General features: G+C 62.9%; 24 protein-coding genes. 12 read left to right on the forward strand and 12 right to left on the reverse strand.

Annotated elements, in window-relative coordinates; all coding sequences use genetic code 11:
• Nucleotides 1–226: 226 nt before the first annotated feature.
• Nucleotides 227–910, reverse strand: coding sequence for a response regulator (locus ASD99_RS16900; RefSeq protein ID WP_056596065.1), 684 nt, complete (start codon nucleotides 908–910; stop codon nucleotides 227–229).
• 174 nt (nucleotides 911–1084) lie between these two features.
• On the opposite strand from ASD99_RS16900, the gene ASD99_RS16905 reads away from it, so the two are divergent.
• From ASD99_RS16905 to ASD99_RS16915, 3 genes are all read left to right on the forward strand, one after another.
• On the forward strand, nucleotides 1085–1780 hold the full coding sequence (locus ASD99_RS16905; RefSeq protein ID WP_057144335.1) for a fumarylacetoacetate hydrolase family protein: 696 nt from the start codon (nucleotides 1085–1087) through the stop codon (nucleotides 1778–1780).
• A 4-nt stretch (nucleotides 1781–1784) separates the two neighbouring features.
• Nucleotides 1785–2435, forward strand: a complete 651-nt coding sequence (gene maiA, locus ASD99_RS16910; protein WP_056596070.1) for a maleylacetoacetate isomerase — start codon at nucleotides 1785–1787, stop codon at nucleotides 2433–2435.
• A gap of 120 nt (nucleotides 2436–2555) precedes the next feature.
• Nucleotides 2556–3596 (forward strand): zinc-dependent alcohol dehydrogenase family protein, encoded by a 1041-nt coding sequence (locus ASD99_RS16915; protein ID WP_057144336.1) that lies wholly within the window; start codon nucleotides 2556–2558, stop codon nucleotides 3594–3596.
• Between the two features lie 27 nt (nucleotides 3597–3623).
• Here the strand turns inward: ASD99_RS16915 and ASD99_RS16920 are convergent, their stop codons facing one another.
• On the reverse strand, nucleotides 3624–4487 hold the full coding sequence (locus ASD99_RS16920) for a DMT family transporter (RefSeq protein WP_056596076.1): 864 nt from the start codon (nucleotides 4485–4487) through the stop codon (nucleotides 3624–3626).
• Nucleotides 4488–4592: 105 nt separating this feature from the next.
• Here ASD99_RS16920 and ASD99_RS16925 point away from each other — a divergent pair, with 105 nt between their 5' ends.
• A complete protein-coding gene (locus ASD99_RS16925; protein WP_057144337.1) occupies nucleotides 4593–5996 on the forward strand; it encodes a PLP-dependent aminotransferase family protein in 1404 nt (467 codons plus the stop codon).
• Here ASD99_RS16925 and ASD99_RS16930 read toward each other — a convergent pair.
• On the reverse strand, nucleotides 5965–6894 hold the full coding sequence (locus ASD99_RS16930; RefSeq protein WP_057144338.1) for a LysR family transcriptional regulator: 930 nt from the start codon (nucleotides 6892–6894) through the stop codon (nucleotides 5965–5967). The genes ASD99_RS16925 and ASD99_RS16930 overlap by 32 nt on opposite strands.
• A gap of 128 nt (nucleotides 6895–7022) precedes the next feature.
• On the opposite strand from ASD99_RS16930, the gene ASD99_RS16935 reads away from it, so the two are divergent.
• Nucleotides 7023–8477 carry an MFS transporter gene (locus ASD99_RS16935; RefSeq protein ID WP_057144339.1) on the forward strand — a complete coding sequence of 485 codons (1455 nt, stop codon included), beginning with the start codon at nucleotides 7023–7025 and terminating at the stop codon, nucleotides 8475–8477.
• 187 nt (nucleotides 8478–8664) lie between these two features.
• On the opposite strand, the gene ASD99_RS16940 is transcribed toward ASD99_RS16935, so the two are convergent.
• From ASD99_RS16940 to ASD99_RS16950, 3 genes are all read right to left on the reverse strand, one after another.
• On the reverse strand, nucleotides 8665–9162 hold the full coding sequence (locus ASD99_RS16940; RefSeq protein ID WP_056596087.1) for a MaoC family dehydratase: 498 nt from the start codon (nucleotides 9160–9162) through the stop codon (nucleotides 8665–8667).
• Nucleotides 9163–9352: 190 nt separating this feature from the next.
• Nucleotides 9353–9781, reverse strand: a complete 429-nt coding sequence (locus tag ASD99_RS16945; protein ID WP_056596091.1) for a phasin family protein — start codon at nucleotides 9779–9781, stop codon at nucleotides 9353–9355.
• Between the two features lie 110 nt (nucleotides 9782–9891).
• Nucleotides 9892–11163, reverse strand: coding sequence for a DUF445 domain-containing protein (locus tag ASD99_RS16950; protein WP_162256707.1), 1272 nt, complete (start codon nucleotides 11161–11163; stop codon nucleotides 9892–9894).
• Nucleotides 11164–11386: 223 nt separating this feature from the next.
• Here ASD99_RS16950 and rirA point away from each other — a divergent pair, with 223 nt between their 5' ends.
• The gene (gene rirA / locus ASD99_RS16955) at nucleotides 11387–11851 is read left to right on the forward strand and encodes an iron-responsive transcriptional regulator RirA (RefSeq protein WP_056596097.1); all 465 of its coding nucleotides are present in this window, start codon (nucleotides 11387–11389) and stop codon (nucleotides 11849–11851) included.
• 41 nt (nucleotides 11852–11892) lie between these two features.
• Here the strand turns inward: rirA and ASD99_RS16960 are convergent, their stop codons facing one another.
• From ASD99_RS16960 to hemP, 5 genes are all read right to left on the reverse strand, one after another.
• Entirely contained in the window at nucleotides 11893–12681 is a 789-nt protein-coding gene (locus tag ASD99_RS16960) for a heme ABC transporter ATP-binding protein (RefSeq protein WP_057144341.1), read from the reverse strand.
• Between the two features lie 7 nt (nucleotides 12682–12688).
• Nucleotides 12689–13786: a FecCD family ABC transporter permease gene (locus ASD99_RS16965; protein ID WP_057144342.1), complete on the reverse strand. Its 1098-nt coding sequence runs from the start codon at nucleotides 13784–13786 to the stop codon at nucleotides 12689–12691.
• Nucleotides 13787–13797: 11 nt separating this feature from the next.
• A complete protein-coding gene (locus tag ASD99_RS16970; RefSeq protein ID WP_156389005.1) occupies nucleotides 13798–14664 on the reverse strand; it encodes a heme/hemin ABC transporter substrate-binding protein in 867 nt (288 codons plus the stop codon).
• Nucleotides 14665–14735: 71 nt separating this feature from the next.
• A complete protein-coding gene (locus ASD99_RS16975; protein WP_057144344.1) occupies nucleotides 14736–15797 on the reverse strand; it encodes a hemin-degrading factor in 1062 nt (353 codons plus the stop codon).
• Nucleotides 15798–15819: 22 nt separating this feature from the next.
• Nucleotides 15820–16026: a hemin uptake protein HemP gene (gene hemP / locus ASD99_RS16980; RefSeq protein ID WP_057144370.1), complete on the reverse strand. Its 207-nt coding sequence runs from the start codon at nucleotides 16024–16026 to the stop codon at nucleotides 15820–15822.
• Nucleotides 16027–16223: 197 nt separating this feature from the next.
• Between hemP and ASD99_RS16985 the strand changes: the two genes are divergently transcribed.
• The 5 genes from ASD99_RS16985 to ASD99_RS17005 all read left to right on the forward strand — a co-directional run bounded on the left by ASD99_RS16985 (nucleotide 16224) and on the right by ASD99_RS17005 (nucleotide 20705).
• Nucleotides 16224–18404 (forward strand): TonB-dependent hemoglobin/transferrin/lactoferrin family receptor, encoded by a 2181-nt coding sequence (locus ASD99_RS16985; protein ID WP_082583318.1) that lies wholly within the window; start codon nucleotides 16224–16226, stop codon nucleotides 18402–18404.
• A 5-nt stretch (nucleotides 18405–18409) separates the two neighbouring features.
• On the forward strand, nucleotides 18410–18853 hold the full coding sequence (locus ASD99_RS16990) for a hypothetical protein (RefSeq protein ID WP_057144371.1): 444 nt from the start codon (nucleotides 18410–18412) through the stop codon (nucleotides 18851–18853).
• A gap of 90 nt (nucleotides 18854–18943) precedes the next feature.
• Nucleotides 18944–19957: an energy transducer TonB gene (locus tag ASD99_RS16995; protein ID WP_244483029.1), complete on the forward strand. Its 1014-nt coding sequence runs from the start codon at nucleotides 18944–18946 to the stop codon at nucleotides 19955–19957.
• Between the two features lie 60 nt (nucleotides 19958–20017).
• A complete protein-coding gene (locus ASD99_RS17000; protein WP_057144346.1) occupies nucleotides 20018–20332 on the forward strand; it encodes an antibiotic biosynthesis monooxygenase family protein in 315 nt (104 codons plus the stop codon).
• A 1-nt stretch (nucleotide 20333) separates the two neighbouring features.
• A complete protein-coding gene (locus tag ASD99_RS17005; RefSeq protein ID WP_057144347.1) occupies nucleotides 20334–20705 on the forward strand; it encodes a bleomycin resistance protein in 372 nt (123 codons plus the stop codon).
• Between the two features lie 114 nt (nucleotides 20706–20819).
• On the opposite strand, the gene ASD99_RS17010 is transcribed toward ASD99_RS17005, so the two are convergent.
• Complete coding sequence (locus ASD99_RS17010) at nucleotides 20820–21518, reverse strand: hypothetical protein (RefSeq protein ID WP_056596127.1); 699 nt, start codon at nucleotides 21516–21518, stop codon at nucleotides 20820–20822.
• A 262-nt stretch (nucleotides 21519–21780) separates the two neighbouring features.
• On the opposite strand from ASD99_RS17010, the gene ASD99_RS17015 reads away from it, so the two are divergent.
• Complete coding sequence (locus tag ASD99_RS17015) at nucleotides 21781–22497, forward strand: Crp/Fnr family transcriptional regulator (RefSeq protein WP_056596135.1); 717 nt, start codon at nucleotides 21781–21783, stop codon at nucleotides 22495–22497.
• Nucleotides 22498–22499 lie beyond the last annotated feature (2 nt).

Raw genomic sequence — 22499 nt, forward strand, 5'->3', positions numbered from 1 at the left:
TTCTGGATCGGATTGCCGGGCAACTTGGAAAAGCCGTAAGGCCGGGAAAGCGAGGCAGGCGGCGAAAAGAAAATAGTGCACTGTCACCGTAATTCCCGTCGCCAAGGCGGCGCGCGCCGGCGGCATAGAACTGATGCGCAAGCCGCTGAAGCCGGCGCAACTGCGCGCCCTGCTGGCGCATTTGCTGGCATAGCTTGATACCCTCCCACAACTGGGAATGTCAGCCTCAAAACCCTGCCTGATCCCGAAACAGCTCCGCATTGTCCAGCTTCGAAACCTCGATCACCGCTTGCGTCCGGCTGTAGACATTGAGCTTGCGCAGGATTTCCGAGACATGCGCCTTCACGGTGGTCTCCCCCACCTGCAGCTCGTAGGCGATCTGCTTGTTGAGCAGGCCCTGGCGCAGCATCTGCAGCACGCGCAGCTGTTGCGGCGTCAGCGTCGACAGGCGCTGCACCATGTCGGCGCGGTCGACGCTTTCGGCGTCGGGCGTGCGGCCTTCATAGGTTTCCGGCACATAGATCGCGCCTTCCATCACCGAGCGTATGGCGGCGGCCAGGTCGCTCTTGCGCGCCGATTTCGGAATGAAGCCGGCAGCGCCATAGGACAGCGCCTCGGAAATGATCTTCGGCTCCTCATGGCCCGAGACGATCACCACCGGCAGGCGCGGATAGCGGGTTCGCAGCTGCAGCAGTCCTTCGAAGCCGTGCACGTCGGGCATCGAGAGGTCGAGCAGCGCAAGGTCGAACGGCTTGGCGCCGGCTAGCAGATCGAGCGCCTCGGTGATCGAGCGCGCCTCCACTGTGTCGACTTCCGGATAGGCCATCTGCACCGCGCTGTGCAGCGCCTCGCGAAACAGCGGGTGGTCGTCGATGATCAGGAACCGGGCGCGATCGTGGATTGCGGTCATGGGGTTCATTTCAGTTCGTGGGCGATTAGAATAACCTCGCCACCATGGCCAGATTATTGCCAAATAGTATATCGCCATCTCCGGCGGAAAGTGCGGCCGGCACTTTCTCGACCAAATCGCCTTGTCCGGGCGCCCAAATCGGTCGAATGTTCCGGCAACCAAGCAGAGACCCACATGACAGACTTCGTCCTTCCCTCGCCCGCGATCGCATCGGTGGCCGTTGCGGGCTCGCCCGAGCGTTTCGCGGTGCGCCGCATCTTCTGCGTCGGCCGCAACTACGCGGCGCATGCCCGCGAATTCGGCAATGACGAGCGCGATCCGCCCTTCTTCTTCACCAAGCCGGCCGACGCGGTGGTCGATTCCGGCGCGACGATTCCCTACCCGCCGCTGACGGCCAATCTGCATCACGAGATCGAACTGGTCGCGGCGATCGGCAAGCCCGGTTTTCGCATTCCCCGCGACAAGGCGCTGGACCATGTCTGGGGTTATGGCGTCGGCATTGATCTCACCCGCCGCGATCTGCAGGACGAGGCCAAGAAGGCCGCCCGGCCGTGGGACTGGTCGAAGGCGTTCGACCGGTCCGCGCCTTGCGGCCCGCTGACCCCCGCGGCGAAATCCGGCCACCCGCAAAAGGGCCGCATCTGGCTCGCCGTCAATGGCCAGGTCAGGCAGGACGCCGACCTCGCCGAGCTGATCTGGCCGATATCCGATATCGTGTCGATCTGCAGCGAGGCGATGGAACTGGAAGCCGGCGACTTGATCTTCACCGGCACGCCGGCCGGTGTCGGTGCGGTTCGTGCCGGCGACACGATGACGGGCGGCGTCGACGGCATCGGCACGATCGAAGTGACCATCGGCCAACCGAAGTGAGCGCATGAGCGAACTCGTCCTGCACAACTACTATCGCTCCTCCACCTCCTATCGGGTGCGGATCGCGCTGGAGATGAAGGGGCTGAGCTATGACTATGTCCCGCATCATTTGCGCCATGGCGAGCATCTGGAACCAGCCTATCTCGCGGTCAATCCGCAAGGGCTGGTGCCGGCGCTGATCCTCGGCGACGGCACGCTGCTGACGCAATCGCTGGCGATCATCGAATTCCTCGACGAGACAAGACCGGAACCACCGCTGTTGCCGAAGGATGCGGCCGGCCGGGCACGGGTCAGAATGCTGGCGCAGATGATCGCCTGCGACATCCATCCGGTGAACAATCTGCGCGTGCTGACCTCGCTGCGCACCCTGTTCGGCGCCGGCGATCAGGACATCACCAACTGGTTCCGCCACTGGGTGAACGAAGGCTTTCAGCCGCTTGAAAAGATCCTGGCTTCGTCATCCGAGACCGGAACATTCTGCCATGGCGACGCGCCGGGGTTGGCTGACATCTGCCTGGCCGCGCAGATTGCCAGCAACGCCCGCTTCGGCGTCGACCTGACGCCCTACCCAACAATCGCGCGCATCAATGCTGCCTGCATGGCGCTGCCGGCCTTCCTTAAGGCGGCGCCTCAGAACCAAATCGATGCCGAGTAGGTTTCATCGGCCCACATGTGGCGTCGGCGCCGGAACAGCGTGGTTGGCGGAATCGATTTCCGCTTGAGCGGACAGGGAATCGGCTATCGTTTCCTCAGGTGCAGCAGGGTGGAGTGACCTATGAGAGCCGTCGTCTTCGAGAAATTCGGCGAAGCGCCGACAATCCAAACCGTTCCCGATCCGAAGCCGGCCGCCGACGGCGTCGTCATCAAGGTCGAGGCGACCGGCCTGTGCCGCAGCGACTGGCATGGCTGGATGGGTCATGACGACAGCATTACGCTGCCGCACGTGCCGGGCCACGAACTGGCCGGCATCGTGGTCGCCGCCGGCAGGCAGGTCACCCGCTGGAAGGCCGGCGAGCGCGTCACCGTGCCGTTCGCCGTCGGCTGTGGCCGCTGCTTCGAGTGCAATTCGGGCAATCACCAGGTCTGCGAGCACCAGACCCAGCCTGGCTTCACCGGCTGGGGCTCGTTTGCCGAATATGTCGCCATCGAACACGCCGACACCAATCTCGTGCGCTTGCCCGACGAGATGGAATTCGCCACCGCCGCCAGCCTCGGCTGCCGGTTCGTCACCTCGTTTCGCGCCATTGTCGATCAGGGCCGGGTGAAACCGGGCGAGTGGGTGGCGGTGCATGGTTGCGGCGGCGTCGGCCTGTCGGCGATCATGATCGCCAGTTCCATGGGTGCCAATGTCATCGCCATCGATCTCACCGACGAGAAGCTGGATTTCGCCAAAAAGATCGGTGCCGTCGCCACCATCAATGCGTCCAAGACGCCGAATGTGGTCAAAGCGGTCAAGCAGATCACCAATGGCGGCGCGCACATGTCGATGGACGCGCTCGGCCACCCCACTACCTCGTTCAACTCGATCGCTAATCTGCGCCGGCGCGGTCGTCACGTGCAGGTCGGCCTGATGCTGGGCGAGCATGCCCGGCCGCAGGTGCCGATGGACAAGGTGATCGCCTTCGAGCTCGAGATCCTCGGCAGCCACGGCATGCAGGCGTACCGCTACCAGGCGATGATGGACATGATCCGCAATGGCAAGCTCAAGCCCGAATTGCTCGTCGGCAAGAAGATCAGCCTCGACGAGGCGCCGGCGGCCTTGATGGCGATGGGCGGCTTCGAAGGCATCGGCATCGGGGTGGTGACGAAGTTTTAGCCGGGAGCCGGCCTCCGCCCGCTGGATCTACCGCGCAAACTTCTTCGCCCCGAACACGCACGCCACCACGCCGAGCGTGACGACGACCATGAGCGAGCTGACCTGCTCGTGCAGCAGCGTCGCCGCCAGGGCGAGGCCGAAGAACGGCTGCAGCAGCTGCAGTTGCCCGACTGCCGCAATACCGCCTTGCGCAAGGCCGCGGTACCAGAACACGAAGCCGATCAGCATGCTGAACAGCGAGACATAGGCAAGCCCGATCCATGCATTGGAGCCGACGCCGGCAAAGGACGACGGCTGCGTCGCAAAGGTCAGCACCAGCATGATCGGCAACGACAGTACCAGCGCCCAGCAGATCACCTGCCAGCCGCCGAGCCTACGCGACAGCGCGGCGCCCTCGGCGTAGCCCAGGCCGCAGGCGATGATGGCAGCCAGCATCAGACCATCGCCCACCGGCGAGGCGGTCACGCCCTGCGCCAGGGCAAAACCCGCGACCAGCGCGCTGCCTATGCATGAAAACAGCCAGAATGCCGGCCTTGGCCGGTCGCCGCCGCGCAATACGCCGAAGATCGCGGTCGCCAGCGGCAGCAGGCCGACAAAGATAATGGAATGGGCCGTGGTGACGTGTTTCAGCGCCAGAGCGGTCAGCAAGGGAAAGCCGACCACCACGCCCAGGGCAACGATCACCAGCGACAGCATATCGCCGCGCTCCGGGCGCTTCTGCCGGAACAGGAGCAGCAGCGCCAGGCCAAGCAGCCCGGCAATCGCCGCTCGGGCCGACGTCAGGAATGTCGGATCGAAATCCTTCACCGCCACACGCGTCGCCGGCAGCGAGCCACTGAAGATCAACACCCCGATGAACCCGTTCACCCAGCCGCTCGCGATCTTGTCCATTTTATGCTCCGTTTGTCGGCTCTGTATCGAGCGGAACCCGTTGGCGTCGCCAGAGACAATGCGGTACAGTTAGACAAAACTGTCATGGGCAAGCGAGCAGTACGGATGGACAAGCAGGTCCCTGGAAGCGAGAGCAGCGGAACGCTGGTCGAAGGCGTCATGGCGACGATCCGCCAGCGGATCGCGGCGCGCAGCCTGACGCCGGGAGCACGACTGCCCTCGATCCGCGCCTTCGCCAAATCCATGCAGGTGTCCAAATCCACCGTGGTCGAAGCCTATGAGCGGCTCGCCGCCGAAGGCGCGATCCGCTCGCGGCCGGGCTCCGGTTTCTATGCCGCCGGCTCGCTGGCGCCACTGTCGCTGGCGCAGATTGGGCCTCGCCTCGACCGCGCCGTCGATCCGCTCTGGATCTCGCGCCAGTCTCTGGAAGCCGGCGACGACATGCTGAAGCCCGGCTGCGGCTGGCTGCCGGCCCCGTGGATGCCTCAGACAGGATTGCGCCGGGCGCTGCGCACGGCGGCGCGTGCCGACGATATCGCGCTAGCCGACTATGGCACGCCGCTCGGGCTGCCGCCGCTGCGGCAATTGCTGGCGCGACGCATGGCTGGGCACGGCATCGAAGCCTCGCCCGAGCAGATCATACTGACGGAATCGGGCACGCAGGCCATCGACCTGTTGTGCCGGTTCCTGATCGAACCCGGCGATACGGTGCTGGTCGACGACCCCTGCTATTTCAATTTCCATGCTCTGCTGCGCGCCCACCGGGCCAAGGTCGTCAGCGTCCCCTACACGCCGTCGGGGCCGGATATCGAGCTGTTCGCGCAGGCGCTGGCCGAGCATCGGCCGCGCCTCTACATCACCAACTCCGCCATCCACAACCCGACCGGCGCGGTCCTGTCGCCGGTCACCGCGCACCGGCTGCTGAAACTCGCCGACCAATCGGAATTGACCATCGTCGAGGACGACATCTTCGCCGATTTCGAGCATGCGCCCGCCCCCAGGCTGGCGGCGTTCGATGGTCTCAACCGCGTCGTCCATATCGGCAGCTTCTCCAAGACGCTGTCGGCTTCGGTTCGCTGCGGCTTCATCGCGGCACCGCGCGACTGGATCGAGCCGCTGACCGACCTCAAGATCGCCACGACCTTCGGCGGCGGACGGCTGGCGGCCGAACTGGTGCTGACCCTGCTGAAGGACGGCAGCTACCGCAAGCATATGGATTTGCTGCGCGCGAAGCTTGCGCGCGCCATGGGCGAAACGAGCACCCGCCTGAAGGCAATCGGCGTCACGCCCTGGATCGACCAGCCGGCCGGCCTGTTCCTGTGGTGCAGCCTGCCGGACGGGGTGGATGCGGCCGAAGTGGCCCGCCGCGCGCTGGCCGACAACATCGTGCTGGCGCCCGGCAACGCATTCAGCCTGTCCGGAACGGCCAGCCGCTTCCTGCGCTTCAACGTTGCCCAATGCGCGGACGAGCGGATTTTCAAGGTGCTCGAGGCGGCGATGGCACGTTGATTTCCGGTCGCCGGGCCGCACAGACCTCTCGCACGCAGTCGCGCAGCCAGCATTGCGCCGGATCAGCATCGAGGCGCGGGTGCCACAGCATGGAGATGGTGACCTCCGCGGTGACGACCGGCAGGGGAAAACTGTGCATGCGGGCGCGTGCGCCTTCGGTATGCCGCTCGGGCACGCTGGCGATCAGGTCTGATGTGCGGGCCATGGCAAGGGCTGCCGAGAAACCGGAAACCATGCACACCACTGTCCGCTGCAGCCCCAGCCCGCTCAAAGCCTCGTCGATCGGCCCTTTCTCGCGGCCACGCCGTGAAACGCTGATGTGCCGGCCTGCCGCATAGCGCTCCGGCGTCACCGCGCCCCCACTCAAGGGATGGCCCGTTCGCACGGCGCCGATGAAACGGTCGCGAAGCAATGCCTGAATGCGCACCTCCGGTCCGGTCTCGCCAGCGACGCCTATGTCTAGGTCGATCGCCGCGTCGCGCAGCGACATGACATCCTTGTCGGACTTCGGTGCAAAGCGCAGCCGCACGCCGGGCGCATCGGCCTGGATACGGGCGACGAGACGAGGCGCGAATTCTTCGACGAAACTTTCATTGGTGCGCAGCGTGAAGACCCTGTCCAGGCTCCGGAGATCAAGCAGGGTGGCAGGACGCAGCAAAGCTTCCGCGTCCTGAACGACACGACCAACCTGCCGTCGCAGTTCTTCCGCACGCGGCGTCGCCACCAGGCCGCGACCGGCGCGAACCAGCAGCGGATCGCCCGTCGCCTCGCGCAGCCGCGCCAGCGTCCGGCTCATCGCCGAGGGACTGAGGCGCAGACGGCTGGCGGCGCGCGCCACGCTGCCTTCGGTCAGCAGGACGTCGAGAGCGAACAGCAAGTTGAGATCGGGCGATGTCATCGGCGGATCATGGCATGGTATGGCGCCAAACGCACGAATAAGATGCAAATGCTGCGCCTTCCGCCACGTCAGCCAAGGGGCTAGATCTCCGATAACTCCGGTTCTGGAGCCGATGGAAGGAGATCGCCGTGGCAATCACAGAGCAAAATCGGGACGGGCGCGCATCGGCGCTGCCACGGATGCAATCCGCCCGCTGGGCGCTGGCAAGCCTATCGCTCGCCACGCTGCTGTCGTCGCTTGGAACCAGCATTGCCAGCGTCGGCCTGCCGTCGCTGATGCAGAATTTCGGCGCGTCGTTCCAGTCCGTGCAATGGGTTGTGCTGGCCTATCTGCTCGCCATCACCACACTGATTGTCAGCGCCGGACGGCTGGCCGACATGTTCGGGCGCCGACCGCTGCTGCTTGGCGGCATCGCGCTGTTCACATCGGCATCGGTGCTCTGCGGCCTGGCGCCGACGCTCTGGCTGCTGATCGCCGCGCGGGCCGTGCAGGGACTTGGCGCGGCACTGATGATGGCGCTGACGCTGGCCTTTGTTGCGGAAACGGTGAGCAAGGACCGGACCGGCAGCGCCATGGGCCTGCTCGGCGCCATGTCCGCGATCGGCACGACGCTTGGTCCCTCGCTCGGCGGCCTGTTGATCGCCAGCTTCGGCTGGCGCGCGATCTTCCTCGTCAATGTCCCGCTGGGCGTGCTCACCTTCGCCCTCGCCTGGCGTGCCTTGCCGGCACGCAACAAAACCGCGCAGGTCGACCGAGGCACGTTCGATGTCATGGGCACTGCCCTGCTGGCCCTGACGCTGGCCGCCTATGCGCTGGCCATGACGCTTGGCAGAGGCAATTTCGGCGCACTCAACATCAGCCTGCTGGTCGCCGCAGGCATCGGCGTTTTTCTTTTCGCCGCCGTGCAGGCGAGAGTAAAAAACCCGTTGATCCAGCTAGCCAGCTTCCGTGATCTCCAGCTCAGCGCCAGCCTCGTCATGAGCCTGATCGTCGCCACGGTGATGATGGCGACCCTGGTGGTGGCCCCGTTCTACCTGTCCCGCGGGCTCGGGCTGGATGCCGCAATGGTTGGCGCAGTGCTGTCGACCGGGCCGCTTGTCTCGACCCTGTCGGCGCTGGTGGCCGGACGCCTGACCGATCGCTTCGGCGCCCACAGGATGGTGATCGCCGGCCTGCTCGGCCTTGCCACGGGCACGTTCCTGCTGTCGCTCGCCATGTTGAGGCTCGGCATTGCCGGCTATGTCGTTCCGATCACCGTCACATGCATCGGCTACGCGCTGTTCCAGACGTCGAACAATGCAGCCGTCATGACCGGTGTTGACGCCGGCCAGCGCGGCGTCGTTTCCGGCCTTCTCAATCTTGCGCGCAATCTCGGCCTCATCACCGGCGCATCGTTGATGGGCGCCATCTTCGCCGTTGCATCGGCCGAAGGGCACTTAGGCATTGGTCTTCTGAGTTCCGAGGCGGCCGCCCGGGGAATGCAGGTCACCTTTCAGACGGCGACCGTGCTGGCGCTGGTCGCGCTGCTCCTCGCACTGGTCTCGACCCGCGCCGTAGGCCGCGCAGAATCCAGGGTTTCGTGACGCGCCACCTGTTTGGCGGCAGGCGATCCTGTCGCACACCGCTTAGAGACTGTCTCGAAATTCGCTCTGGCGATTCATATGGTGGTGGTTTCGAGAACCGGAGCGGAGCGGACATTACGTCCGAGAGCACCGGAAGCGCAGAAAACGCCATCAGATGGCCGCCGGAGTAGAATTTCCAAATAGTCTCTCAGGCGCCTGCCCGCTTGCGACGTTCATAGAGCATGACCAGCGTTTCAGCCATCAGAGCAGGCTTTTCCTCGCCTTCGATCTCGACCGTGTTGGCCGCCTTCATCAGATACTGGCCGGGGCCCCTGTCCTCCATGGACAACAGCGTGGTGCGCAGCCTGATGCGCGCGCCGACCCTGACCGGCGCCAGGAAGCGCACCTTGTCGAAGCCATAGTTGAATGCGGCCTGCGTGTTCTCCGGCACGATTCCCATGCCGAGCGCCAGCGCACCGATGATCGACAGCGTCAGATAGCCATGCGCGATCGTCGTGCGGAACGGGCTTTGCCGCCGCGCCCTTTCAGGATCGACATGAATCCATTGATGGTCGCCGGTGCATTCGGCGAACTGGTCGATGCGGTTCTGGTCGACCGTCGTCCATTCCGACACACCGAGCTCTTGCCCGGCCATCGTCCTCAACTGGTCGAAGGTCGGCGGCGTTTTAGGCCGTATTTCAGTCATTCCTGCTTTCCCGATCGCTTGCAAAGCCTCCGGACCACGAACTGACGGCCTCTGTCAATTCGCCCTGCGCGAATCCGTTCCGCCGAATCCGGCCTCAATCGCGCCATGCCGCGACCGCAGTCGCAGGTTAAATCGGGATTTCCAGGCTTCAGCGCAGCCGGCAGCAAAGAGCTGGCCTCGGCCACATCTGCTACTTCTTCTCGTAGCCGGCGCGGATTTCCTCCATCGCCTCCTTGATGCGCGTGCGCAGGATGTCGACCGATTCGGTGCCCGATTTCTTGACCAGTTCAGCCACTTCGCCGGCATTCTTCAATGCGACTTCGAAGGACTTTCTGGCAAACTCCGTCTGTTTGGCCATCAGTTCCTGCGGATTGCCCGGCGCCCTGTAGCTTTGCGCCATCTCGGTGACCTCGCGCAGCGTGTCCTGCAGCATCTCGCGCTGCCTGGACAACAGCGAGGACGCGCCGGCCGCACCGGCCCGTGCCGATTTCTCCAGCGCTTCGAGGTTCTTGCGATGATGGGCGAGGATCGCCTCGACATCGACATTGGGCACCTTCAGGTCGCGGCCGAACCTGCCGAACATGTCCATGAAGGAATCGGATTCCGGTTGTTTTGCCATGCTCGTTTGCTCCCTTTGCCGCGGATGCGGGCGCCCTCGGCAGGAGAATAGCACTCGCGTGCCGTGAGTCCATTCGGACGCGGTGGAATGAGCGCCAGCCTCGCCAGGCCTCAATTCACGAGGAACAGCCGCTCAACCACATAGAGCACGATACCGGCAAGCCCCCCGATGATCATGCCGTTGAAGCGGATGTACTGCAGGTCCCGGCCGATATTCATCTCGATCAGCCGCGTCAGCTGCGCAAGGTCCCAGCGCTTGACCTGGTCGGCGATGAATGTCGACACGCCGCTCTTCTGGCTCTCCACGAAGGACGCGAGCGCCACCACGAACCCCTGGTTCATGTCGGCCCGGATCTGCGCATCGCCGGCAAGATGGCGGCCGACCTCGACGAACATGTTGGCAAGATGCGCGCGGATAACCGAATTCGGCGCCTTGGCGTCCTGCTCGATGAACTGGCTGAGGCTTGTCCACATGTCGCCGGCCAATCCCCTGACCTCCGGCCGAGCCAGGAAATCGCGCTTCAGCTTCTCGGCGCGTTTGGCATATTGCTTCGATGTCCTCAGCTTCTCGATGAAGCCTTGAGCAAAACGGTCGAACTCGGCGCGCATCGGGTGGTCAGGATCGGCCCTCACCTCATCGAGCAGCGAGCCGGCCGAGGCGACGATCTTCTTCAGGAGATAGGCGTCGGCTCTGAACAGGTTGAACAGCGACGGCAGTTCCTCGCGGATTTTCTCGCGCATCGTTGCCAGCGCCTGTTCGTCGTTGAGGAACCGTCCGATCACTTTGGTGAATTCGTCGAACAGTTTCTGGTGGCGGCGGTCGTCGGTCAGGGCTGAGAGCAGCTCGGCGGCCAGCGGCGCGAGCGGGACCTTTTCGATCTGTTCGAGCATGCGGCTGGTGACGAAGCCACGCAGGCCGGATTGCTCTATCGCCGCAAGTGTCTGCGGCACCAGCCGCACGACAAAGCGCGACAGGCCGGCGGCACGCTCGGTATCGGCCAGCCAGTCGGCGACCAGCGCCGAGAAATCGACCTCGGCAAGCTTTTCACGCACCGGTTCAGGGGCCAGGAAGTTGACCTCGATGAAGCGGCCGAGATTGTCGGCGATGCGGTTCTGGTTCTCGGGGATGATGCCGGTGTGCGGGATCGGCAGCCCCAGAGGTCGCCTGAACAGCGCCACCACCGCGTACCAGTCGGCCAGGCCGCCGATGGTCGCGGCCTCGGCAAAGGCAGCGACGAAGCCGAGCCACGGATAGCTGTGCTCGAACGACTTGGCCACGGCGAACACGAGAACGCACATCGCCAGCGCGGCTGTTGCCGCGAATTTGGTACGCCGCAGCGCCGAAAGCTTGGCGTCCGCATCGGTATCGATTCGCGAGGTCATGGCGTCGGCCGATTGTCCCAATGGTTGAGCTGCTCCTCGTCGGTCTTGCGGGCTAATCTAGTATCTCGCTTGCCCGAATGCCCGCGCCATCCCGCGCGGTCAGGTTTTCCCTGGCCTTGCACATAAAGTTGACGAGAATATTCACCTATTGTGTCGCGCTAGTCTGGAATTATTCCAAGGTATGGGCCATATTCGATTCAACCTATTGCTTTGCGAGGACAAAATGCGGTTAACGCGCCAGACCAATTATGCCATGCGCATCTTGATGTATTGCGCGGCAAACGACGACCGGTTGAGTCGCATCCCCGAGATCGCGGCTGCCTATTCGGTGTCGGAACTGTTCCTGTTCAAGATCCTGCAACCGCTGGTCGAGCACGGCCTTGTCCAGACCGTGCGTGGCAGGAATGGCGGCGTCAAGCTTGGCCGCGCGGCCGAAGCCATCAGCCTATTCGATGTCGTGCGCGTGACGGAAGAAAGCTTCGCAATGGCTGAGTGTTTCGAGAACGACGCCGCCGAGTGCCCGCTGATCGACAGTTGTGCGCTGAATTCGGCGTTGCGTGAGGCACTGAACGCGTTCTTCGCGGTGCTGGCTCGTTACACCATCGCCGATCTCGTGGCGGCACGCCCGAATGTGCGCAACTTGCTCGGCATCGACATGCTGATGGAGCGTCGCGCCCCGGCTGCCTGAACTTGGCCACGTCTTGGTCTGGCTAGACCTACTGCAATAACCTAAGCCGCTGACTGCGGCAGCACGAACGGCATGTTTCTGGCCGGCAGCACACCGACCCTGAGCCGGCAGTCGAACACTTTTTCGATCAGATCATCGCTCAGCACGTCCTGCGGCGACCCGGTTGCGGCCAGCTTGCCACGATGCATGACGAAGATCCGGTCGGCATACATGGCCGTCAGATTGAGGTCATGCAGGATGGCAACCACGCCGCCGCCCCTTCTGGCGAAGTCGCGGGCAATGTTCATGATGATCAGTTGGTGCTTGATGTCGAGGCTGGAAACCGGCTCATCGAGGAAGAGATAGCGCGGCTTGCCGTCGTGCACCGGTGCCCAGACCTGGCACAGCACGCGCGCAAGCTGGACGCGCTGTTGCTCGCCGCCCGAAAGCTCCTGGTAGAAACGTCCGGCAAAGCCGTCGAGATCGACGCGCGCCAGCGCCCGTTCCGGCAGCCGCGTATCATCGCCCGGCAAGACGCCCGAGCGGCCGCCGACAAGGCCAAGCTTGACCACTTCTCGCACCGTGAACGGGAACGACAGCGTCGTCGCCTGCGGCAGTACTGCCCTATGGACCGCGATCTCGGCCGGATTCATCGCCGAGAGATCGCGGCCGTTGAGCGCGACGCGCCCGGTGTAGGCGAGTTCGCCGGAAAGCGCCTTGAGGAAGGTCGTCTTGCCCGAACCATTGGGGCCGACGATGGCGGCGATCTCGCCGGGGCGTGCGTGGAAATCGACATCGGCGACAATAGGCTTGCCGGCAATATCAACCGAAACGTCCCTTGCCTCGATCATCCAGGCCTCACAGGTCGACTATGCCGCGTTTGCACAGCAGGATCCAAAGGAAGAACGGCGCGCCTGATATCGCGGTGACGATGCCGATCGGCAATTCGGCCGGCGCCACGATGGTGCGTGCGACCGCATCGGCCAGCAACAGCAGCGAGGCGCCGAGCAACGCCGACGCCGGCAGAAGATAGCGATTGTCCGGACCGATCAGCAGGCGCAGCAGATGCGGCACCACGATGCCGACGAAGCCGATGCCGCCACTGACGGCGACGGACGCGCCGACCGCCGCCGAGACGCCGATGATGGCCGTGTATTTCAGCCGCTGCACCGGAATGCCGAGATGGCCGGCGGTCGCCTCGCCCAGCGCCAGCGCGTTGAGGCCGCGTGCCAGGAACGGCATCGCCGCCAGCGCCAGCACGATGATCGGCCCGACGGAAGCAATCTTCGCCCAGGTCGCGCCACCGAGCGATCCGAGCTGCCAGAAGGTCAGGTCGCGCAACTGGCGATCATCGGCCATGAAGATGAGGATGCCGGTCAGCGCCATGGCGAGCGCGGCCAGCGCGATGCCGGCGAGGAGCATGATGGCAACCGAGGTTTGCCCCCGCCGCGTCGCAACCTGGTAAAGCACCAGCGTGGTGGCGAGCCCGCCACAGAAGGCCGCCAGCGGCAGTGCAAGCGTGCCGAGTGAGGCTGTCACCGGAGCCAATATTGTGGCGCCGAGCACGATAACGGCAACCGCGCCGAGGCTCGACCCGGCCGAAACGCCGATCAGGCCGGGGTCGGCCAGCGGATTGCGGAACAGCCCCTGCATGACCGCGCCGGAGACCGCGAGCGCCGCGCCGACCAGCATGCCGAGGATGATGCGCGGCAAACGGATGTCGTAGACGATCAGGCTGTCGCGGGCGCTCAACGCGGCGTTGTCAGGCACTGTGCCGAACAGCCAGCCGCCGATGACGTTGACGGTCGATGCGTCCGACGCCCCCGATGTCAGCGCCAGAAAAACGGCAGCCGCGAGCCCCAGGCACAGCAGAAGAATGACGATGCGGGCGCGGCCCGACCGGTCGCCCTCGGATGCGCTCGCCATCACCGGACCTGCGATCGATTGATCGATCATGATCTGCCTGCTCAGTCTGTGACCTGCCCGCCATAAAGCGAGACGGCGAGGTCGTGGATGGCATCAGCCGTGCGTGGCCCGAAGCCGAGCAGATAGCCACCATCGATGCGGATCAGCTTGCGCGCGCTTCCGGCCGGCGTCGAGGCGATCGACGGATTGCCGAACAATTCGTCGTCCGATACCGGAGGCCCGGCATTGCTCATCATCAGGATCACATCCGGCCTGGCGGTGATAACAGCCTCGTCGGACATTTGCTTGTAGCCAGAGAAGCCCTCGACTGCGTTGACGCCGCCAGCCAGCTTGACCATGCCGTCGGCGGCGGTCTCGCTGCCGGCCGCCAGGATCTTGCCGCCCTGTATCGACAGCACGAACAGGATGCGCTTGCGCTCCTTGATCGACGCCGTCTGCTGTTCGGCGGCCGTGAGCTTGGCATCGAGCTCCTTGGCCAGCACCTCGGCCTCGGCGTCGACGCCGAGCGCCTTGCCAACGATGCGGACCTTCTCGAGGATGCCTTCGTGGCTATAGTGCTCGGGCACCTCGATGAACGGGACGCTCGTCTTCTTCAAGACATCGACGGCTTCCTTGAGACCGCTGCCATGCAGCGCCAGGATGCCGGTCGGGTTGACCGAGAGCACGCCTTCCGGCGACAGCGCGCGCATGTAGCCGACATCAGGGAGCTCAAGCGCCGCCTTTGGGTACCGGCTGGTGGAATCGCGCGCCACCAGATGCTTCTCCTGGCCGAGCGCGTAGACGATCTCGGTGATCGAGCCGCCAATGGCGGCAATCTTCGAGGGATCGGCAAATACGGCCCTGTCTTCGGTGGCGCCAGCAGGTTGCAGCGCCACAAAAGCCAGGGAAAGACCGATCGCCGGCCTCATTGCCGCCCTTAGAACGGGCGCCAAGCTGAGGACAGGCGGCAGTCTCGAAAAAGAAACCATTTCTATAGTCCTCAGGCTGCTGTCGGGCTTGGGATGCGCGGCAGGTTTTCCGCCAGGAATCGCCAGTCGCCACGCTCGCTTTCGCCTTCATGACGCTTGCCGAAGAACTGGATGATCATCTTGCCGTCGACGTCATAGATCTCGAGCGAGGTGACATGACCGTCCTTGGTCGGCTTACGCACGGCCCATACCTCGTGGGTGTGGTCGGTTCGCAGGTGCAGGTGGAAGGTTTCGTCCAGCACGTTGATCCATGATCCCATCGACTTGATGGATTTGATCGGACCGGAATGGATCTGGATGCAGCCGCGGTTTCCCACAAAGCACATGATCGGCATCTCGCCCTCCGCGGCGTGATGGAACATGGCCCGGACGGCATCATTGTCGAGCAGCCAGGCATAGTCCTGGCCGACCATGCGCACCGCCTGCCGGCGGCTGAGCTTCAGCGTCTTCAGCATGCCGAAGAACTGGTGCACGTCGGTCAGCCGGCTCCAGCGGTCGCGCAGATCGTCGAGATTGGCGTTCGCTTCGTCACCATGGGTGTCGTCATCGGGGAGCGGCCCTGAAATGTCGACCGTCGGCTCCTGATTGGACGATTCGAGCGCGGCGACCAGCTTCTGATAGGCATAGAGACTGGAGGCCGGCCGCAGGTGCACCTTGTGCACGGCCTCGCCTGCCGCGTCGAAGAACTGCAGGCTGCGACGGATCTCTTCGCCTTCGCGCTTTTCCACGGCAAAGCCGTGTGCCCACACCTTCGGGAAGATGCGCAAATCGATGTTTTCGCCAAGCACCACGGCATTGTGGTTGCCGGTGACGACCTTGTCATAGACGCCGATCTTTTCGTGCACCGCGCTTTCATTGCGGGTCAGCGCCATGACCTCGCCGACGGCTTCGAGGCCGGTCAAAAGATCGTTGACGCGTGGCTCGATGCGGACGACGCCGTCGCCGCAATGCGCCGCGACCATCTCGGCCTCCGAAATGCCGAGCTGAGCAGCCAGATCACGCTCGCGCGTTTTCGGATTTTCTGCCCGTGCCCGCCGGATTTCATGCGGGGCGGGTTTTACGCGCTGGTCCATGTCTCGTCCCTCCTGCCTTGCCTTACTTGTTGAGAATGAGCTTGCCCTGGCGGGTGATCTTCAGCCGGTAGAGCGCGCCGTGATGCTCGATGCCGATCTCGTGCTCGCCCTGGAACAACGTGTTGCTGGACAGGGTCCGCACCGCCAGCGGAACCCGATCGAAACGGACGGAGGCATCGTCGGAACGGCGGACGCGATAGAGAAAATCGTTGGGATTGTGGGTGTTCATCTGGATCGATCCCTTTTCTGTGCCGGGCGTCTGGATAGGCGTTGCGTAATCCGATTCATTCTTGACTTGAATAATCATGTTTATTAGTCAGTGCAATACTGGATTAAATGAGTCAAGATTTAAGACGTCGGACACGATCAAAAATGCCAGCCAGCCCCGGGCCAGCCAGCATGAAACCTGGACTTTGGAGTTGGGGCATGGGGTTGGTGAATTGGGAATGGCGCGGCCGGTCGGCCGCGAACGGCGCGGCGGCTTTGCTGGCAACCGTGGCGGCGATCGCCTTGTCGGCGCAACTGGCCAACGCTCAGCAGGCGGCGGACCAGCAGACAGATCAAACGAAGAAGGCTGACGAAGAGAAGGCCGCACCAGCGGGCGCAACGCTGCTCGACAAGATCCTCGTCATCAGCCGCACCGGCGAGACGGCGATCGAATCGCTCGCCTCTGCCAGCCATGTCGATCAGGAACAGCTCGATCACCGCATGGCGACGACGCCGAACGAGATGCTGCTCGGCGTGCCCGGTGTCGCCGCGCAGGCCGACGCCAGGCGCGTCAGCACCAGCATCAACATCCGCGGTTTGCAGGATTTCGGTCGCGTCGCGGTCATCGTCGACGGCGCCCGTCAGAATTTCCAGCGTTCCGACCACGGCACCCAGTCGACCTTCTATCTCGACCCCGAGCTCGTCAAATCCGTCGACGTGATCCGCGGTCCTGTCGCCAACACCTACGGCTCGGGTGCCATCGGCGGCGTCGTCTTCTTCGACACCAAGGACGCCGAGGATTTCCTCAAGCCGAACGAGACATGGGCCGGTTCCGTCACGGGACGTTATGAGAGCAACGGCAAGGGCTGGACATCAAGCGCATCCGGCGCCTACCGCTTCAACGAGAACTGGGATGCGCTGGGCAACATCGTCTACCGCAACTACGACGACTACAAGGATGGCGGTGGCGACACGGTCAAGGGCACCGGCTTCGATGTGCTCAGCGGCCTGCTCAAGACCACCATCCGCCCAACTGACAACAGCGAACTGAAGCTCGGATGGGTCGGCTCAAGCGACGGTTGGAACGAGATCAGCGGCGGCGTGCCGGTCAATGACGTCGACCTGAAGTCGAACACCTTCACGGCCCGCTACAACATCACGGATGAGGACAAGAGCTGGCTCGATCTCCACATCAACACCTCTTACAACAAGACCAACCTCTATCTGGCCAGCCTCGTCCCTCTTAGCCGGTTCGATCCAACCACCGGCCTTCCGATCGTGCAGCCGGCAGGCTCGACGTCGACCTTCGACATCGGCACGACCAGCATCGACATCTGGAACACGTCCCGGTTCGAGACTGCCGGCATCGCGCACGAACTGACCTATGGCGGCGACTGGGTTGGCGACAACGTCAAGACCGGCGGCACCGCCGGCGGCGACAGCTTCTACACGCCGTCCGGCAAGCGCAACGTCTCCGGCGCCTATGTCCAGGACAAGCTCACCTGGGAGTGGCTCGAAGTCATCGCCGGGCTGCGCTACGACAATTACAGCCTCAAGGATGACACACACGAAACATCGGGCGACCGGTTGTCGCCGCGCATCACCGTCGGCGTCTCGCCGTTCGAATCGGCAGGCCTTGCCGGCCTTCAGTTCTACGGTACCTATGCGGAAGGCTATCGCTCGCCGTCGATTACCGAGACGCTGATCAGCGGCAATCACCCGGCAGGCGTGAGTTTCCCGTTCCTGCCCAATCCCAATCTGCGGCCTGAGACCGGCAAGACGACCGAATTCGGCTTCAACTACAAGCAGAACGACATTATCGAGGCTGGCGACGCGTTTCGTCTCAAAGCAGCGTATTTCAACAACGATGTCGACGACTATATCGAAGGCGTGACGCTGTCGGCATTCGATCCGACCAGCGGCTGCCCGTTCGGCCCAGGGATCCCGATCTGCTTCCAGTATCAGAACTTCGCCAAGGCCAAGATCAACGGCTTCGAAATGGAAGGCGTTTACGACGCGGCGTGGGGGTATGCCGGACTTTCGGCCTCCATCATCAATGGTCACACCATATCGTATGAAGGCGACCGCGCAGATCTCGCCACCATCCCCTCCTCCCAGGTCACGGCGCAGCTCGGCTTGCGCTTCCTCAAGGACAAACTGACTGTCGGCGGCGAAGTGCAGTACAACGGCAAGCCGAAGGGCAATGCGGTGGCCAAGGACTACACGCTGGTCAATGCCTTCGCGAGCTATCAGGCGACCGATAATCTCAAGATCGATTTCCGCGCCGAGAATCTGTTCGATGTCAAATACGCCAACCCGCTGAACGGCAGCACGACAGTTGCGGTCTATGAGCCGGGCACAACGCTCAAGCTGGCGGCAACGATGCGGTTTGGAGGCTGATGACCATGACGAGCTTGACGACATCCCTTCGTCTGCTGACCTCGACGCTGGCGATGTCGCTTGCGATGGTTCCGGCGTGGGCGCAAGAGTCCGCGCCGGTCCCCGCGCTCACCCTTGAACTCAACGGTGCGCAACCCTCAGACAAGGGTTGCCGGCTGACGTTCGTGGTCAACAACAATCTCGGCGCCGACCTGTCCAAGGCTGCATTCGAGATCGCCCTGTTCAACGAGGCCGGCGTCGTCGACCGGCTGACCGTGCTCGATTTCAAGGAATTGCCTGCAGGCAAGACCAAGGTGACGCGTTTCGATCTGGCCGGCACCGAATGTGCGAAAGTCAGCCGCGTGCTGATCAACAGCGCAACGGAGTGCGCCGGCACCGGCATCGAACCGAATGCCTGCATGCGCAAGCTGAAGACGGACACCAAAACCGGTATCGCTTTCGGCGCCTGAGGTGGGACTGCATCCCGCACTCCGGGAAAACTCCGTGGCGTGGCCGCCGGCCGGTTCTATGCGCTGTCGTTTGGACCAAGCGATCTTGATTTGACAATTCTGCTCTTGTCGCTGCAGGTCTCGCGGCGAGACATGCAGGATATCAACCCCCTCCCGGACGCCAGCGCCGAGCTGGCCATAGAACCAACCGAGCCGCTTGCGCTGCCGCGGCCGTCGGCCTGGAACCGCAAATGGACGGCAGCGATCGTCGTCTCCTGTCTGCTCCATGCCGCGGTGGCAGCGGCTTTTCTGATCTCGCCTTCAGGGACATCCAGTTTGGAGGATGCAATGCAGTCGGAAGGCAGTGATCAGTCGGGCACCAACGTGGTCGGCAGCGCGCTGGATAAGGATCCGGCAGCAATAAATGTTGCTCTGGTGCCGAACCCGCAACCGGCCAAACCACAGCCGGCAACGCCGCCCAAGCCGTCGCCGCCAATGGAGCCTTCTCAGCCAGCCGAGCAAGCGGCAAAGCCCCCGCTCATGCCTTTGCCGGAACCTGTCAGACAGCAGACGGTCACCCCAGACATATTGGTGGCCGGCGCGCCACGATCCGATGACCAGAGCGTGGCTCCCAAGAGCGAAACGCCGGCGCAGCCGACCGTTCAGGCCGAGAGCGCCGAAGTGCCTGTCGCCGTTCCAGAGCAGCCGCCGATCCCCAGCGCCAGGCCAATTCCGGCAGCTGCCCCTTCGAAGGCGGCGGATGAGAAACGCGGCACGGCGGATGGTCAGGACCGGTTGGCGCAGGCCGCCAGCAAGGGCAAAAAACAGAAAGAGGCAGGCAGTGCCGCGGAAGACAGCTACCGCGGCGACGTCATCAGAAAGCTCAGCCGTGTCAATCGCGCCGTCCCGCCTTCTGTGCAATTGACCGCCCGCAACAATGCCGTTGTGACATTCGTCATCGGCAGCCGTGGCGGTATCGATGAGCTGCGCATTCTGCAAAGCTCCGGATCGCCAGATTTCGATCAGGTCGTGCTCGGCATCGTGCGCAAGGCGGCACCCTTCCCACCCATTCCGCCAAAGGTCGGCGACAGTCTTGTCTTCACCGGCGCAATCGGTCCGTTTTAAGAACCTCGGCCGTCCAAGCCAACAATCAATCATAATTCATCAACGCTGAAAGGAACCACCATGTACATCGCCATGAACCGCTTCAAGGTGCAGACTGGCTCGGAGAGCGACTTCGAAGCCGTCTGGAAGAACCGCGACTCCAGCCTCGCGGGGATGAAAGGGTTCCGGGAATTCCACCTGCTGCGCGGCCCGGTCAACGAGACCGAAGGCTACACGCTGTTTGCGTCGCACACGGTGTGGGCGAGCCACGATGATTTCATCGCCTGGACCAAGTCGGAGAATTTCCGTGCCGCCCATAGAAATGTCGGCACGACAAAGGTCCACTATCTCGGCCACCCCCAGTTCGAGGGTTTTTCGGTTGTAGAAGGCGCCTGAAATGCCAACGCCGGCCGAGGACCCTGCGCGCAGCGTCCCGATCCTGCCCTCGCCCGACTTTACGGCGACACGCGATTTCTATCGCGATGAACTCGGCTTCGGTGTCGTCGGACCGGAGATGGACGACTATCTGATCGTGCGTCGCGGCGAGATCGAGATCCATTTCTGGAAGAGCGACGACCGCAAGCTGCCCGAGGTTTCATCCTGTTACATCAGGGGCGGCGAGGTTCCGTCGCTGCACGCCGAATTTTCCGCGCGCGGCGTCACGGCGCTCGGTCCGTTCACCGTCCGGCCCTGGAACATGAAGGAATTCTATATCCGGGATCCGCACGGCAATTCGCTGAAGTTCGGCTGCGCACCCGAAGAGGTGTGAAGACAACGCGAGTTCAGCGCAGGACGGACCCCGAGCTGCTGCTCCCCAACCCACAGGCGACGAAGGCCGACCAGAAGCGTCGCCGGCTGGCTGGCCGGCGACGCTTGCGCCATATCAGTTGTCCTGGAACTGGTTCTGTTCGGTGAATACCACCGTACGGTCGGTCACGCCCTGGAAGACCACTTGGTAGGCGTTGGACGAGGTGGCCGTGTCGATAACCTGGCCCTGAACGTACGAGCCGGCAATGATGTAGTAGGTCGGCTTCGGCGTGAACTGGTACAGCAGGTTGGGCAGCGCCTGCACAGCAATCGTCGGCTTGGCATTCATCGCGATACCGACATTGACGCTGACAGACTGGCTCGCCTGAACGATTGCCGTCGGGATTGTGGTATCCGACTGCACGCTGATCAGCCCCGCCTTGCCGTTCGTCGGGCCGACCGGAAAGGCCGGCGCACCATAGGGGAACGGTCCGAGATACGTAACGCCAATCGAATTCTGGGTGTTGATCATCACGTCGGCGTTGGACGCCGTAGTGAAGCGTCGGGGGTTGGTAGTTGTTCCCTGATCCTGGATGTAGCCAGTGTTGACCTGGTAGTTGATTTCCCAGGAAAATACTGACTGGCTCGGGTTGCTGATGCTGCCGGGCGCTGCCCCGCCGAGCATCCACGCCAAAGATACCGGATTGACCGAGGGACCGACGATGTCCGGGATCGTCTGGAAAAGGGCAAACTGCTGGAATTTGCTGTTCTGGTTAAGGACGGTCAGCGAATAAGGCTGTCCAGCCTCTACCTTGGCATTGACCATGGTGCCCATCAAGAATCTCATTCTGGTAGCTCCTCGTTGTTGGGTTTGACCGCGGTGTCACCGGTGGCCGATGCAGCCAGTCCGGTCACTTTGGGTGCAATCCGCCGCAATCAAAGATTGCGCAATATGGCCTGCACAAGAACAAGGTATTCAAATTTATATTATTTAGCTGTATCCTAGGTGACACCAAAATATTCTTTTTCAACACTAAAATTCCTATGTATATTTATGTTGTCTAAAGTTAAGTTTCGCTGACATAGGCCGAGCATACATGTCGAATAGTGCGAAGAATGCGGTTCGGATCTCAGGGCTTCTATCGGCCAATATCTTTGGGGACTTCAATCAGAGCCAGCTAACGGAAATCGCGCAAACGGCTCACGAATACCGCTATGAATCGGGCCAGGTGATTTTCCAGCCGGGCGACCCATGTAACCAGCTCTCGATCATCACATCCGGAAGCGTCAATGTTTCCTTCAATTCGGAAGACGGCAAGGAAGTGATAGTTGCCGAATTGCGGGTCGGCGACACGATCGGCGAAATGGAGTTGCTTTCGAATTCGAAGCGGCTGACCAACTGTGTTGCCAGCCGCAAGACGCATCTCCTTGCACTCGACAAGCCGATCTTCGAAGGGCTGCTGACCAATCCGGCCTTTACCAAGGGGCTTCTCGAAACGATCTGCCGCCGACTTCAGCAATCGCTGTTGTTCGCCGAGGGCCTGTCAATCCATTCCCTGGAGACGAGGCTCGCTCGCTTGCTGGTTTCCATGAGCGAAACACATGGCCGACGTGTCGGGGATGGCGTTGTCATCGACCGCGCTATATCTCAAAGCCTGATCGGTCAGATGATCAACGCCAGCCGGCCGAGGATCAACGTTCAACTTCAATCCTGGAAACACGAAAAGCTTATCCGGCTCAGCGGCAACCGTATCACCATTCTCGATGAAGGGGCGATACGAAACATTTCGCGATCGCCGCTGGCCGACAGCTAGAA

Source organism: Mesorhizobium sp. Root695, assembly GCF_001428185.1.
Classification (GTDB): Bacteria; Pseudomonadota; Alphaproteobacteria; order Rhizobiales; family Rhizobiaceae; genus Mesorhizobium.